General features: G+C 62.1%; 13 protein-coding genes. 7 read left to right on the forward strand and 6 right to left on the reverse strand.

Annotated elements, in window-relative coordinates:
* Positions 1-2 precede the first annotated feature (2 nt).
* Positions 3-908: a DMT family transporter gene (locus QEO92_RS09155; RefSeq protein ID WP_227702802.1), complete on the reverse strand. Its 906-nt coding sequence runs from the start codon at positions 906-908 to the stop codon at positions 3-5.
* A gap of 280 nt (positions 909-1,188) precedes the next feature.
* On the opposite strand from QEO92_RS09155, the gene QEO92_RS09160 reads away from it, so the two are divergent.
* Positions 1,189-3,750 carry a methyl-accepting chemotaxis protein gene (locus QEO92_RS09160; RefSeq protein ID WP_037155249.1) on the forward strand — a complete coding sequence of 854 codons (2,562 nt, stop codon included), beginning with the start codon at positions 1,189-1,191 and terminating at the stop codon, positions 3,748-3,750.
* Here QEO92_RS09160 and QEO92_RS09165 read toward each other — a convergent pair.
* Positions 3,747-4,640 (reverse strand): LysR family transcriptional regulator, encoded by an 894-nt coding sequence (locus QEO92_RS09165; RefSeq protein ID WP_280107509.1) that lies wholly within the window; start codon positions 4,638-4,640, stop codon positions 3,747-3,749. The genes QEO92_RS09160 and QEO92_RS09165 overlap by 4 nt on opposite strands.
* 59 nt (positions 4,641-4,699) lie before the next feature.
* On the opposite strand from QEO92_RS09165, the gene QEO92_RS09170 reads away from it, so the two are divergent.
* The 3 genes from QEO92_RS09170 (at position 4,700) to QEO92_RS09180 (ending at position 7,470) form a co-directional block, all read left to right on the forward strand.
* Positions 4,700-6,115, forward strand: coding sequence for a lactonase family protein (locus QEO92_RS09170; protein ID WP_227702804.1), 1,416 nt, complete (start codon positions 4,700-4,702; stop codon positions 6,113-6,115).
* Positions 6,096-6,614 (forward strand): hypothetical protein, encoded by a 519-nt coding sequence (locus QEO92_RS09175; protein WP_227702805.1) that lies wholly within the window; start codon positions 6,096-6,098, stop codon positions 6,612-6,614. Before QEO92_RS09170 ends, QEO92_RS09175 begins: the two co-directional genes overlap by 20 nt.
* Before the next feature lie 85 nt (positions 6,615-6,699).
* Positions 6,700-7,470 (forward strand): SDR family oxidoreductase, encoded by a 771-nt coding sequence (locus QEO92_RS09180; protein ID WP_227702806.1) that lies wholly within the window; start codon positions 6,700-6,702, stop codon positions 7,468-7,470.
* A gap of 22 nt (positions 7,471-7,492) precedes the next feature.
* On the opposite strand, the gene moaA is transcribed toward QEO92_RS09180, so the two are convergent.
* The gene (gene moaA / locus QEO92_RS09185) at positions 7,493-8,482 is read right to left on the reverse strand and encodes a GTP 3',8-cyclase MoaA (RefSeq protein WP_052183023.1); all 990 of its coding nucleotides are present in this window, start codon (positions 8,480-8,482) and stop codon (positions 7,493-7,495) included.
* 221 nt (positions 8,483-8,703) lie between these two features.
* Between moaA and QEO92_RS09190 the strand changes: the two genes are divergently transcribed.
* Positions 8,704-9,078, forward strand: coding sequence for a gamma-butyrobetaine hydroxylase family protein (locus QEO92_RS09190; RefSeq protein WP_037155264.1), 375 nt, complete (start codon positions 8,704-8,706; stop codon positions 9,076-9,078).
* 3 nt (positions 9,079-9,081) lie between these two features.
* On the opposite strand, the gene QEO92_RS09195 is transcribed toward QEO92_RS09190, so the two are convergent.
* Complete coding sequence (locus QEO92_RS09195) at positions 9,082-9,558, reverse strand: MarR family winged helix-turn-helix transcriptional regulator (protein ID WP_037155267.1); 477 nt, start codon at positions 9,556-9,558, stop codon at positions 9,082-9,084.
* Between the two features lie 47 nt (positions 9,559-9,605).
* On the opposite strand from QEO92_RS09195, the gene QEO92_RS09200 reads away from it, so the two are divergent.
* The gene (locus QEO92_RS09200) at positions 9,606-10,532 is read left to right on the forward strand and encodes an alpha/beta hydrolase (RefSeq protein ID WP_227702807.1); all 927 of its coding nucleotides are present in this window, start codon (positions 9,606-9,608) and stop codon (positions 10,530-10,532) included.
* Between the two features lie 66 nt (positions 10,533-10,598).
* Positions 10,599-11,207 (forward strand): pyridoxamine 5'-phosphate oxidase family protein, encoded by a 609-nt coding sequence (locus QEO92_RS09205; protein ID WP_037155274.1) that lies wholly within the window; start codon positions 10,599-10,601, stop codon positions 11,205-11,207.
* A gap of 34 nt (positions 11,208-11,241) precedes the next feature.
* Here QEO92_RS09205 and QEO92_RS09210 read toward each other — a convergent pair whose 3' ends face one another.
* Together QEO92_RS09210 and fumC are read right to left on the reverse strand one after the other, a co-directional pair.
* Positions 11,242-12,312 (reverse strand): GGDEF domain-containing protein, encoded by a 1,071-nt coding sequence (locus QEO92_RS09210; RefSeq protein ID WP_037155277.1) that lies wholly within the window; start codon positions 12,310-12,312, stop codon positions 11,242-11,244.
* A gap of 299 nt (positions 12,313-12,611) precedes the next feature.
* Positions 12,612-14,003 carry a class II fumarate hydratase gene (fumC, locus tag QEO92_RS09215; protein ID WP_227702808.1) on the reverse strand — a complete coding sequence of 464 codons (1,392 nt, stop codon included), beginning with the start codon at positions 14,001-14,003 and terminating at the stop codon, positions 12,612-12,614.
* Between the last annotated feature and the right edge of the window lie 187 nt (positions 14,004-14,190).

Genomic DNA, 14,190 nt, shown 5'->3' on the forward strand with positions numbered 1-14,190 from the left:
CGTCAGACCGGCGGTGCCACGCTTGCCTTTTCCGCTACAGGACTCCGCCGCTTGCGTTCACGGTAGAAGGTGTAGAGGCCGGAGCCGATGACGATGGCAGCACCTGTGAGCATATAGGCATTGGGATGCTCTCCGAACAGGAAGATGCCGATCACCAATGCCCAGAGCAGGCCGGTATAACGGAAGGGTGCGATGAAGGAGATTTCGCCGACGCGCATGGCTTTGATGACCGCCTGATATCCGGCGAAGACGAGGACGGAGGCAAGCGCCAGATAACCGAGCGTGGGGGTGCTGATCGGCTGCCAGCCGCCCATCGGCGCGATCAGGATCACGCCGACGACGGTGTTGGCAAACGACGTGAAGAGTGTAACGGTGAGTGTCGGAATATCCGCGGTGATCCGCCTTGTCGTGAGATCGCGGCTTGCCGTGAAGAAGCAGGCGGCGACGGCGAGCAGGGCAGCCGGTGTGAAGCCTTCCGGCCCTGGCCGAATGATCAGGAGGACACCGAGGAAACCGACGGAGATCGCCGTCCAGCGCCGCCAGCCGACCGGTTCACCCAGGAAAAGGGCCGCTCCCAACGTCACGGCAAGCGGCAGCGACTGCATGATTGAGGATGCGGCGGCGAATTCGATATGAGCCAGCGCCGAGAGGAAGGTGAGAGTGGCCCCAATCTCGAAAAAGGTGCGCAGCAGCACCAGCGGATGCATGACCATCTTGAGAGACAGGGTGACGCCGAGGTAACGCGCGACACAGTAGATGAGCGCAGTCGCCATGACACCGCGTACCGCCATGATCTGGGCGACGCCGAGTTCGGACGTGATCGATTTGACTATGGCATCGTTACAGGTGAAAGCCGCCATGGCGAGCGCCATGAAGAGCGCTCCCCGCGAGTTTTCCGACGATGCCATTCCCGATTCCCTCCGGTATCGAGCGCTTCTCTTAAAGCAACGGCTTACCTGTCGCCAGCCCGATCATGCACCGGGCGGTACTCTTTTGAGTAGAGTTAGAGGGGGTCTAATATGCAATGGGATGTGGCAAAGCGATTTGTAAGGGTGCCGAATTAACCCTTGTTCAACTGAATTTGTCGACTGTAGGCGAAATCATTCCCGCATGAGGCTGGAATCATGCCGTTACCGTTTCGCGAATGCCGCTGGCGCGAAACCGGCGCCAGGTTGCCGTGGGGGAAAAATGTCTTTCATCGATCGTCTTCTTCAGAGCCGAAGGATTGTCACCAAGGTCCTTCTTTTTGTGGTGCCGCTGGTCCTGTTGATCGCCGGCATCGGGCTTGCCGGTTACTACACCGCGAACATGCTGAACGGACACATGACCGTGACGCGCGCGACAATCGACAATATCGGCGATTTCGAAAACCTCCAGGCAGTGCTCCAGGATTTCACAAGCAAGCCTGACGACGCATCCCTGGCTGCCGTGCAGGCTGGCATCGACAGGCAGGCGAGCGGCGTGGACGTGCTGGAAGGCCTGCTTGTCACCGATGGCGATCGCGAGCGCGTCGCCGTCGTGTCCGGCCTTGCCCCGAAGCTGCGTGCCGATACGGAGGCTCTCTGGGCCATCAAGCAGAAACGCGATCAGAATGCGGCGGCACTGGATTACAACGTCGAAGATATCCGCACCATCGCGACCGGGGTTGCCGATCAGGTTGCCAACGTCCGCAAGCAGTTCGAAGGCAAGGAAAAGTTCGCCAAGGGCATGGTGCTCGAAGCCTATGCCTACAAGGCGATCGCCGAACAGATCGGCGAGCTTCGCAACAATGTTCGCGGGACCGGCACGGATGACGGCACGATCGGTACCGCCGACATGTATCTCGGCATCCTGGCCAAGACCTTCGAGGAAGTGCAGCCCATGCTGACGCCGAACGGCGTGAAGCAGCTGAAGCCGATCCGTGGCGCGATCGACGAAATGACCGCGCTTCTCAAGAGCGACCAGCCAGTGCCGCAGAAGGCGCAGGCGATCAGGCTCGCCGCAAGCGCATTCATGAAGTACCAGTCGGAGATGGAGGCCGAGGTTACGAACAAGGCCGGCAATGCGGCTTCGCGCTTCGCCAGCATCGAGGGAGAAGTTGCCAGCTTGCGCACGCTCCTCGATCGCAGCGCAGAATCGCTGCGCCTCATCGACGCCATGGAGCTCTACGTCGAGCGTCTGCGCACCACCCAGACCGAAGAGGCACGGCAGACCGTCCTGGATGTCATGGAGAAGCTGAGCCAGGCAAGCGCCGAGGTTTCCGAACTCGCCCGCAATCCCGCCATGCGCGAGTTTGCGCCCATGCTGCAGCCGCGGCTGAAGTCTATGGAGGACGAGACGGCCCAGCTTCTGGCGATCGCCGCCGAATGGAGCAAGGCCCGCGCCACGGCGACGGAAACCCTGACGGCCGGCATGGCGGGCCTCAAGAACTTCGTCGCACAGGCCCAGGAAGTCGGCAAGGAGGACAGCGAACGTTCAGCCCAGCTTTCTGTCGTCGCCATGGTGGTTGGCACGCTGCTTGCGATCGCCGGCGGCCTGATGCTGGTCGAAACGCTGCGTGGTCCGTTGCGCCGCGTCACCGAGGTGATGAAGCGACTTGCCGCCGGCGATCTCGAAGTGAGGATCGAAGGCCGTGAACGTGGCGACGAAATCGGCGACATGGTCCGGTCGGTCACCGTCTTCCGCGATGCGGCGCTCGAGAATGTCCGCCTGGAGCAGGAAGCCGCCGCGGCGCGGGACCTCTCCAATGCCGAGGCAGAACGCCGCGCCGCAGAACGCGCCCGGATCGCCGCCGAACAGCGTCAGGCGCTGACTGCGCTGTCCGACGTGCTCGGCCAGCTCGCCGAGGGCGATCTGGAGCGCAGCATGGACGAGAACCTGCCGGACGATTTCGTCGAAATGGCCCGCACCTACAATCAGGCCGTTGAAGCGCTCCGTGCGACGCTTGCCGATGTCCGCTCGACCGCCGAGGAAATCGACGGCGGCACGGGCAATCTTGCTTCCTCCGCCGACGATCTGGCTCGCCGCACCGAACAGCAGGCGGCGGCGCTGGAGGAAAGCTCGCGGGCGCTGCGGCATCTGAGCGACATCGTCCGTTCGACTGCCGAAAGCGCCAGACAGACTTCGGTTTCGGTGAACGAGACGGAAGAGTTCGCCGTTCGCTCCGGCGAGGTCGTGGCCCGTGCGGTCGACGCCATGGGCGAGATCAGTCGCTCCTCCGACAAGATCGCGACAATCATCGGTGTGATCGACGAGATCGCCTTCCAGACCAACCTGCTCGCATTGAATGCCGGCGTCGAGGCGGCGCGTGCAGGCGATGCCGGCCGCGGCTTCGCGGTCGTGGCGCAGGAAGTGCGCGAACTGGCGCAGCGCTGTGCAGGTGCCGCGCGCGAGATCAAGGGTCTCATTTCGGCAAGCTCGGATCAGGTCAGCAACGGGGTGCATCTCGTCGAGGAAACGGGCACGGCGCTGACCGAGATCATCTCGCACATCACTGATGTCCGCAAACTGGTCGCCGAGATTTCCGCGGCGGCCGGGGAGCAGTCGACGGGTATCAACGAGGTGACCAAGGCTGTCCAGGAAGTGGAACTCATCACCCAGCGCAACGCCGCCATGGTCGAGGAGAACAATGCCGAGATCCACGGCCTGCGCCGCCGCGTGGAAATCCTGTCGGAAAAGATCGAGCGCTTCAAGACGCGCGATCCGAACGTCTCGTTCCACGCCGGAGCCTACGAGCGCCGGGCGGCCATGCGCCAAAGCGACGCCGCCTAGGCACTCCTGCCGATCAGGGCGGAGACCGTTTCGAGGAAACGCTGCCCGCTCGCCGAAAGCGCCGGTTTCAACCAGGACGCCGCCATGGGCAACGATGGCGGCGTCGGCGTGACCGGGCGGTAGCTGACGCCTGGCCGGGGCAGGCGGGAAAGCCCCGCGGTCACGAAACCGGTGCCGACGCCGGCGGCGACCAGCCCGGCGAGCGTCGTCATGGGTGTTACTTCCTGAACGATATGCGGGCTGATGCCTTCCGCCTGAAAGAGCGCGATGACGCGATCGTAGATGCTGGGGCCGATGCTGCGCGGTGCGATCAGCAGCGGTTCCTCCGCAAGATCGGCAATCCGGATCTCGGCCCGCGACGCGAGCGGGTGGCCGGAGGGCAGGGCGAGGACGAGGGGTTCATCGGGCAGGCTGCGGATCGCAAGGTCCGGATTGGCGAGCGGCGGATGCAGGACGGCTAGATCGATCGTTCCGGTCATCAGCGCCGTTTCAAGCGACGGCGAATTCATCTCGAAGAGCTCGACCTTCACCTGTGGATATTGGTGGCGAAAAGCCCGCACCGCCTCAGGCAGAACACCGTAGAAGGCGATCACGGTGAAGCCCAGCCGCAGCCGGCCAACTTCGCCGCGCATGGCTCGAAGAGCCTGTTCCTTGGCCACCTTGGCATTCTCGATCGCCCGACGAGCCGGTTCGAGGAACGCCTGGCCGGCGGGCGTGAGAGCTACGCTGCGGCGATCACGGGCAAAAAGATCCGTGCCGACTTCGAATTCCAGCGCGCGGATACGCTGGCTGAGCGATGGCTGGGTGAGGTGCAGCCGCTCAGCCGCCCGGCGGAAGTGAAGTTCCTCGGCGACGGCGACGAAGCAGGCCATCGAGCGGATATCCATCATGTCTCCTGATGCGGATTGCCTATCACAGATCGTGATATTCCGATTGGAAAGCAATCAGAGTGATCCTTATCCTTTTCGAAGACAAGGGCTTTGCCCTCGCAGCGAAGGAAGGAATCTGGATCATGAAGATATCGCATCCTCTAGGCAGCACGGCTGTCGCGCTGGCTCTCGGGATAAGCGGCGCAGGCAGCGCGTCGGCGCAATCCGCCGACATCCTTGGCGCGATTTCAGCCGGTCGGGTTGTCGCAATATCCGATGGCGACTTTGTCGCCGGGACCTATGGCAGTTCGATCCTGGCCCCGAAGGAGGCCGGGTACAGGGATATGCTGACCGTTCTTTCCATTGCCGACGGCCGCGTGTCGAAAAGCGCGCTGCCGATCTCGAATTCGGTGACCGCAGCGCCGGAGGTCCTTGCACTGGCGCCGGATGGGCACACCGCTTTCGTGACGGAACGTCTTGGTGAAAGGCCGGAAGGGGGCACGACGGTCAGAGACCTGCCGCCCGGCAACCGCCTGTTCGCAGTCGATCTTTCCGACTTCGCCGATCTGAGACTTGTTGATACGATCGAAATCGGCACCCATCCCGAGGCGCTGGCAGTGAGCCCGGACGGACAATATATCGCCGTCGTGTCCAATACCGCTGAGGCAAGCCTGCTGCAGATCGTCGAGTTCACCGGCGGCAGGTTCGGCAAGATTAGCCGTACCGATCTCGCCGGCCTGGGGATCACCGGCTCGGCCGAAGCACCCCGCGGAGGGGTAACGGCAACGAACGTGCACTGGCACCCCTCGGGACGATTCCTTGCGGTGAACATCAACACGCAGGATCGCGTGGCTTTTTTTGAATTTTCAGACGGCGAATCAGGGCCTGCGCTGCAGCCCTGGGGCAATGTCGTCGACGTCGGCAGGGATCCCTTTGTCGGGCGCTTCACCCCGGACGGGCGGCACTATCTGACCTCGAACTGGGGTCGCGATTTTTCCGCAACGACCCTCGACGGACGCATCCCCACGACGCCATCGACCATGAGTGTCATACGCTTTGCCGATCCGGACGCCGGCGAGGCCCGTCACGAGCATTTGATGGCCGTGGAGACCGGCAATTCGGCGGAGGGCATGGCCGTGAGCCCGGACGGTCGCTTCGTGGCCACCATCAACATGCGCGCAACCGCCTTTCCGCCGGGATCACCGCGCCATCAGCGTGAGGCGACAGTCTCGCTGCTGACGTTCGATGCGCAAACCGGCAGGCTGGAAAAGGCCGGTGACCATCCGTTCGAGGGCGTGCTTCCCGAAGGTGGGACTTTCGACCTCACGGGCGACCATCTGCTGGCGACGGTGTTCGAGGGGCATCCAGGCGCCGGGCCGGACGCCGGGGCGGGGCTGGAGATTTTCCGGGTATTGAAGGGGGAGGCTCCTTCGCTGGAAAGGATCGGGCGGGTCGCCTTGCCGCACGGAGTTCATCATGTCGTTCTTTCGCGATGAACGGCCGGCGCGATCGGCGGTCATGTTGACGGCTGTCACGGGGTTGTTCTCCGCGATGGCCGCGGTCTTCGCTGTTGCCGCAGACAATCACGGTGACGGCTTTACCCGCTATGCACGGGTCGATCGGCCGGATGGGAGCTATCGCAACATGCTGGTCGACAATGCTTCGCTTGCCGCACTGCGTGAAGGCAAGCCTGCAGAGGAGATGATGATCCTGATGGAAAGCTTTTCAGGCGACGAACTGACAGCCATCTTCGTCAAGCGTCGCGAAGCGGGCCGCTGGACCTATGGTTCGATCAGGCGGGGCGAAGGTATGGAGGCATTCCGGCCGAATCCGCCCTGTGCGACCTGTCATCGAGCCGCCGGCGCGGGCGACGGCATGTTCACCCGGCCGATGCTGGACGGTTTCGTAAAGGCCGGGGACGTTCAGCGGACCTTCTGCGACCGGTCGGGCCGCTCGCCCTGCAGCCCGGATGTCTACGCGCGGACATCGCGTTGATGCGAAGCAGGAAACGGGTGGCCGAAGGTGCCCTGATCTGAAATTTGGATGCCGCATTGATGCAAACAGCAAAGCGGAGATCCCCATGAGAATCCTTGCAGGGAAGATTGCAATCGTCACCGGCGCGAGCGCCGGCATAGGCCGGGCCGCGGCAAGGCTTTTTGCCGATGAGGGCGCGCACGTGGTCGTTACGGCCCGACGGAGCGAACTGCTCGGCATGTTGGTCGAGGAAATCGAGGCAGGAGGCGGCAGCGCCGCGGCCGTCGCAGGTGACATCCGCGACGAGGATCTGCATCGGCGGTTGGTTGAAACAGCGGTGGAGCGCTTCGGCGGGCTCGACATCGCCTTCAACAATGCGGGCGGCACGGTCGGTTACGGGCCGATGACGGAGACATCGACGGACGACTGGCGCGCCACGCTGGAGCTCAATCTCACGAGCGGTTTTCTCGCCGCGAAATACCAAGCGCCGGCGATGATGGCACGCGGCGGCGGCTCGATGATCTTTACATCCACATTCGTCGGTCACAGTGCCGGCATGCCGGGCATGGGCGCCTATGCGGCGGCGAAGGCCGGGCTTACGGGCCTGGTGCAGGTGTTGGCGGCGGAACTCGGACCCCATAACGTGCGGGTCAATGCGCTGCTGCCGGGCGGGGTGGATACGGATGCCAATCCGATCAATTTTCCCGGAGCGCTTCCGGAAACAGTCCACTTCATCAACGGCCTGCATGCGCTGAAACGCGTTGCCCAGCCGGAGGAGATCGCGAAAGCCGCCTTGTTTCTGGGGTCCGACATGGCAAGCTTCGTGACGGGGGCCTCGATGCTCGCGGACGGCGGCGTATCGATCTGCCGGACGTGAGGAAGAAAAACGCTGACCGTTTCTAACCGCCCGTGACGCTCATGTGGCGAGCGACGGCGGGCTTTCTGTGCTGGCGATCGATGATGAAATCGTGGCCCTTCGGCTTGCGCGAGATCGCTTCGTCGATCGCAGCATAAAGATATTCGTCGCTCTCGGAGGCGCGCAGCGCCGTGCGGAGATCGGCAGCGTCGTTCTGGCCGAGGCACATGTAGAGCGTACCCGTGCAGGTCAGCCGGACGCGGTTGCAGCTCTCGCAGAAATTATGGGTCATCGGGGTGATGAAGCCAAGCCGCCCGCCGGTTTCCTTCACCTCGACATAGCGGGCAGGGCCGCCGGTCTTGTAGGGGATATCGGCAAGGGTGAACTCACTTTCAAGATCGGCACGCAGCTCTGAAAGCGGCAGATAGTGGTCGGTGCGGTCTTCCTCGATCTCGCCCATCGGCATGGTTTCGATCACCGTCAGGTCCATGCCGCGGCCGTGCGCGAAGCGGATCATCTCAGGGATTTCGGCCGCATTGAGGTCCTTGAGCGCCACGGCATTGAGCTTGATCTTGAGGCCCGCCTTCTGTGCTGCGTCGATGCCTTCCATGACCTTGCTGAAATCGCCCCAGCGGGTAATCGCCTTGAATTTCGCCGGATCGAGCGTGTCGAGCGAGACGTTGATGCGGCGTACGCCGCAATCGTAGAGCTCATCGGCATAGCGGGCGAGCTGTGACCCGTTCGTGGTGACCGTCAGTTCGTCGAGCCCGCCGGAATGGACATGGCGGCCAAGCTCGCGCACGAGGAACATGATGTTCTTGCGCACCAGCGGTTCGCCGCCCGTAAGACGAATCTTGCGGACGCCCTTGGAAATGAAGGCGGAACAGAGTCGGTTCATCTCCTCCAGCGTGAGCAGGTCCTTCTTCGGCAGGAAGGTCATGTTTTCCGCCATGCAGTACGTGCAGCGGAAATCGCAGCGGTCGGTCACCGAGACGCGCAGATAGCTGACAGTGCGGCCGAACGGATCGATCATCGGCGCCTTGCCGGCAACCAATGGCGTTGCACCTTCAACCTGCCCTGCGAAACCGTTCACGTGATGATCTCCCTTTGGCCGAACGTGGGGATTTTGAACCTTCTCGTCAAGTGTATGACAGTCTGCCCGGCAAGAACAGGGGCGAGCAGAAAACAGCTTGCAGCCGGCCGGTGAAGCTCATAATCCATGCGGCGGATGCACGACAAGGCGGAGGTTTCACCATGAGCGATATCTGGCCGACGGAACTCAGGGTCTCGAAGGACCGCCGCACGATGAATATCACCTTCAGCGACGGCGCGGCCTTTCCGCTGCCTGCCGAAACGATGCGGGTCCTGTCGCCTTCCGCCGAGGTCCAGGGCCACGGCCCGGGGCAGAAGGTGACGGTGCCGGGCAAGCGGAATGTCGGAATCCGGACCATCACGCCGACCGGCAATTACGCGGTGCGCATCGCCTTCGATGACGGGCATGACAGCGGCATCTTTACCTGGTCCTATCTGCGGGAGCTCGGAGAACGTGGCGCCGAGCTGTTTGCCGACTACGAGCGCGAGCTGGCCGCGAAAGGACTGAGCCGCGATCCGCCGCAACGGTCGCGCTGATCGTCAGGCCGACTCGGTTTCCTCGACGTTCTCCGCCTGCAGCGCGAGAATGATCTTCTCCATGGATTGGGCCATGGCATGACATTGCTCGATGGGGGTCGCCGAAAGCGTCCGTTCGATGAGCGCGGTCTGGATCGCCATCGCCTCCTCGGCGACATGGCGGCCCTCTGGCGTAAGGTAGAGACGCAGCACGCGCTTGTCATTCGCGTCGCCGCGCCGCTCGATCAGGCCGCGCTTTTCCATCTGCGGCAGCGTCATGCTCATGTTGGAGCGGCCGACGAGCAGTTTGCGCGCCAGTTCCTGCTGCGAGATCCCCTCGAAACGGTAGAGATTGACGAGGACATCGAGATGCGGCGGCTTGATGTCCAGGCTCGCGAGCTCGCGGGTCAGAACGCTCTGCATGAGCTGGCAGGCACGCGCTACCGCGATCCAGCTTCGAAAACGAGGGTGGTCCCAGGGGAGGGATTGATTTTTGTTCATTCCTGTACTTTATTGTTCAACATTGAACATTATGGGATTTCCTCACTATGCCAAACTTTGCACTGAAGGTCATCCGTCTCGGTTTCGCCACTTTGGGCCGGCCGTTCCCCAAAGCCTCGGCGAAGCTTGCCTTCGCGCTTTTCTGCCGTACGCCGTCGCGACGACCGAAAGGCGGCAAGGCGCAGGCGGCCGAGGCGGAGGGGCGAAAGCGGCTGGAGGCCGCCGAGAGGATGCCCTTTCCAGTCGGGAAATCAACCGTCATGGCCTATCGTTTCAATGGCTCTGGCAGAACCGGCCGGCCGCGCTATCTGGTGGTGCATGGCTGGGGATCGAACGCCGCCTATATCTCCGCCCTGCCGGCGGGACTTGCCGAAACGGGAGCTGAGGTCGTGGTGCTCGATCTTCCGGGTCATGGGCGTTCCAGCGGTCGCAGCCTGAACATGCGCCAGGCGGTGGATGCGGTCGTCGAGGCGGAGCGGCATTTCGGCAGGTTCGATGCGGCGATCGGCCATTCCTTCGGCGGCGCGGCCCTGATGCTTGCCGCCGGCGGCGTGATGAGGGGCGCGGGTGCGATCAACCCTTCCAAGCTGGTGGTCATAGGCTCTCCAAGCCATATCCATTGGCTGTTCGACGAGTTTTCGCGGATGATCGGGCTCACGCCGCGCGTCAAGAAACAGTTGATCGTGCGGGCGGAGCAGGTGGCCGGCGCCTCGCTTGAAGATTTCGATACGGTTGCCGCGGCGGCACGGGGCCGCACGCCTCTGCTGGTCGTGCATGCGGAGGAAGACAAGGAGGTCGCAGCCGACCACGCCCGCCGTTTTGACGGCCTTGCGACGGCGCGGCTTCATTGGGCGAATGGACTGGGCCATCGCCGTATCGTCAGCGATCGCGGCGTCATCGAAACGATAGCCTCGTTCCTTTCGGAAAATGGCAGGCCCGTGCATGAAGCCTCGGGTGGCGACGCGGCCGCTTGATCGGCAAAATCTGTCATCATACTGTCGCCTGCGCCGGTTAGGGCCGACGATGCAAAGGGGCGAAGCATGACCATCATCACATCCGTCGAGGAATTGAAGGCGATCTACGACGGCGTGTCGGAGGCTTCGCTCGTCAAGGTGACCAAGGTCCTGACGCCGGAATACCGCCGGATGATCGAGGCCTCGCCTTTCCTGGCGCTCGCGACCGTCGGGCCGGAGGGGCTCGATTGTTCACCGCGCGGTGACCTGGGTGGCGCGGTGCGTGTTCAGGACGAGGCGACGCTGCTTCTGCCCGACTGGCGCGGCAACAACCGCATCGATTCGCTTGTCAACATCGTCCGCGATCCGCGCGTGGCGTTGATGTTCCTGATCCCCGGCTCGAACACGGCGATGCGCATCAACGGCCATGCCGTGGTGTCGGTGGAGCCGACACTGCTCAACAGCTTCGAGATGGACGGTAGACATCCGCGCAGCGTCACGGTCATCACCGTCAACGAGGTCTATTTCCAGTGCGCCCGGGCACTGATGCGCGCCGAACTCTGGAATCCCGAACGTTTCGTCGATCCGAAGAGCCTGCCGACGCCCGGCACGCTTCTGAAAGCCGCCAAGGCCGATTTCGACAAGGAAACCTACGACCGTGAATGGCCGGCCCGCGCTGCCAAGACCATGTGGTGAGTTGGTTCGGATCGAGCCGGCGTTCCGGAAGATTTCAATTCTTGTAGATCAGCCAGCCCTTGCCGACATAATCCTTCTTCATGCCCTCCTCGAAGAAGATCGCGCGGTTACGGCCGGTATTCTTGGCATGATAGAGGGCGGTATCGGCATTGGCATAGAGCGCGCCCGGGTCATCGGCCTGCGAACCCATTGCAAAGCCGAGCGAAATGGTGATCGGGCCGTAGTCGACGCCGGAACGCGAATTGCGGAAGGTGCGGGTTTCAAGCGCCCGCCGGATCCGCTCGCAGATGATCATGACCTCATCCGGCGTGTTGCCCTCGACGATCATGGCGAATTCCTCGCCGCCGGAGCGGGCGACGAAGACATCCTTGCGGACGTTCGAGCGGATCACCGAGGCGACGGTGGCGAGAATCTTGTCACCGACCGGATGGCCGAAGCTGTCGTTGATCTTCTTGAAATTGTCGATATCGGCGAGCACCAGCGCGGTGAGCGGCAGGACAACGGGATGATTGTAGACCCCTGCAAGCCGCTCGTCGAAGGCCCGGCGATTGGCAATGCGCGTCAGCGAATCGGTGTTGGCGATACGCTTGTACTCATCAAGCTCCCGCCGGACCTGATCCATCTCCTGCGAACGTTGCACGACGCCTCCAGCGGTCATTTCACCATGGGAAATCGTCGTGCCCGTCGCTTCGCTGAGAAGCGAGATGGCGCTGCTCAGGAGATCGACCGAAAAATTGCTTTTGGAATTGATCCGCTGGGCGGTTTCGCCCAGCAGCTTGCTGTAGCTTTCCAGCGAACTTTGCTCCTGGCGCAGAAGCTTCAGAAGCGAGTCGAGCTCACCCGCAAGCCTGGCATGTGCATTCTCGATGACGACAGCCTGACCTGTTCCGAGATGGCGATGGGATAACTCGTCCAGTTCCTCCTGGGTTGCCCGGTTTCCGAGCGAGGCAAGTTCCCGGGTCAAGTCAGGATTGGAGCCGATATAGGCTTCGTAGAAGAGCTGGTAGTTGCGCGGGATCGGCGCGACGCCCATCGACCGCACAGCGTAGATGATCTGACCGATCAGATCGCTAGATTGCGCCTTCGGCGCCATTGCCGTCGTCATCGACGATCCCCACTCAATCCCGTCCGTATATATACTTAGCGGAATTAGTATGTGAAAGATATTGGAAAAGAATTAAGGATAAACACCGAAGAGCTTGTTCTTAAAATCATTTTGCATTTCAGGAATACCTTATTTCCCCTAGAAACAAAGGGTTTTTACAGTACCAATTCGGGACAGTGGTTCGCGTCTGTAAATGCGATACATTGTCATAAAATATCGTTCTTGATCTATATTTGTAACAACAAGGCCCTGCCGTTTGAAGGGCAGGGCCTTGTTGTTCTTTTGCTGGCCTAAGCTGCCTATTTCGGGCCGATCATGTTCTCCGGGCGGACATACTGGTCGAATTCCTCGTTCGTGAGATATCCGCCGCCGACAGCTTCCTCGCGCAGCGTCGTGCCGTTCTTGTGGGCGGTCTTGGCGATCTTGGCGCAGATGTCGTAGCCGAGCCTGGTGTTGAGCGCGGTAACCAGCATCAGCGAGTTCTCGACGCCGCGCTTGATATTGTCTTCGCGGGCCTCGATGCCGACCACGCAATTGTCGGTGAAGGAGACGGCGGCATCGCCGAGGAGCTGGACCGACTGCAGGAAGTTGTAGGCCATCATCGGATTGTAGACGTTGAGCTCGAAATGGCCCTGGCTGCCGGCGAAGGTGATCGCGGCCTGGTTGCCGAAGATATGGGCGCAGACCTGCGTCATGGCTTCCGACTGCGTCGGATTGACCTTGCCCGGCATGATCGACGAGCCCGGTTCGTTTTCCGGCAGAGCGAGTTCACCCAGGCCTGCACGCGGACCGGAGCCGAGGAAGCGGATGTCGTTGGCGATCTTGAAGAGGGCGGCGGCAGCCGCATTGATCGCGCCGTGGGCGAAAACCATCGCATCGTGGGCGGCCAGCGCCTCGAACTTGTTCGGCGCCGTCACGAAGGGCAGGCCGGTGATCTTGGCGATCTCCTCCGCGACCTTCTCGGCAAAGCCGACCGGGGCATTGAGGCCCGTGCCGACCGCCGTGCCGCCCTGGGCAAGTTCGTAGAGGCCGGGAAGCGTGAGTTCGATGCGCTTGATCGCCGAGGCGACCTGCGCCGCGTAGCCGGAAAATTCCTGGCCGAGGGTGAGCGGTGTGGCGTCCTGCGTGTGGGTGCGGCCGATCTTGATGATATGAGCGAAGGCCTTGACCTTCACGTCGAGGGCTGCGTGGAGGTGCTTGAGAGACGGAACGAGATGGCGGACGATCTGCTCGGCACAGGCGATGTGCATGGCCGTCGGATAAGTATCGTTCGACGACTGGCTCATGTTGACGTGATCATTCGGATGCACCGGCTTCTTGGAGCCCATGACGCCACCGAGCATTTCGATCGCGCGGTTGGAGATCACTTCGTTGGCATTCATGTTCGATTGAGTGCCGGAACCGGTCTGCCAGACGACGAGCGGGAAATGGTCGTCGAGCTTGCCGTCGATGACTTCCTGCGCTGCCTCGACGATCACCTTGCCGAGATCCGGGTCGAGACCGCCGAGTGCCATATTGGCACGGGCCGCGGCCTGCTTGACGATTCCAAGAGCACGGACGACCGCAAGCGGCTGCTTTTCCCAGCCGATTTTGAAATTGCCGAGCGAGCGTTGCGCCTGAGCGCCCCAATAACGGTCGCTTGCCACTTCGATCGGGCCAAACGTATCGGTTTCGGTGCGGGTCGATGCCATCTTCGCTGCCTCTGTCTGTTCTTGCTCGCTGCCGGTCGCGATGATCAACAACGCGTTATCGCGTGAACGCCGGCCGGCGGCATTACTATACGATTGTTATGCGTCCGCAAGACGGCATGTCCCGCTTTCGGTGCGACTTTTGGCGTGCCTTTTATGACACGGACCAGAGAATTGTTTCACCGGTTCT

Source organism: Neorhizobium petrolearium (assembly GCF_029854435.1).
GTDB lineage: Bacteria > Pseudomonadota > Alphaproteobacteria > Rhizobiales > Rhizobiaceae > Neorhizobium > Neorhizobium petrolearium.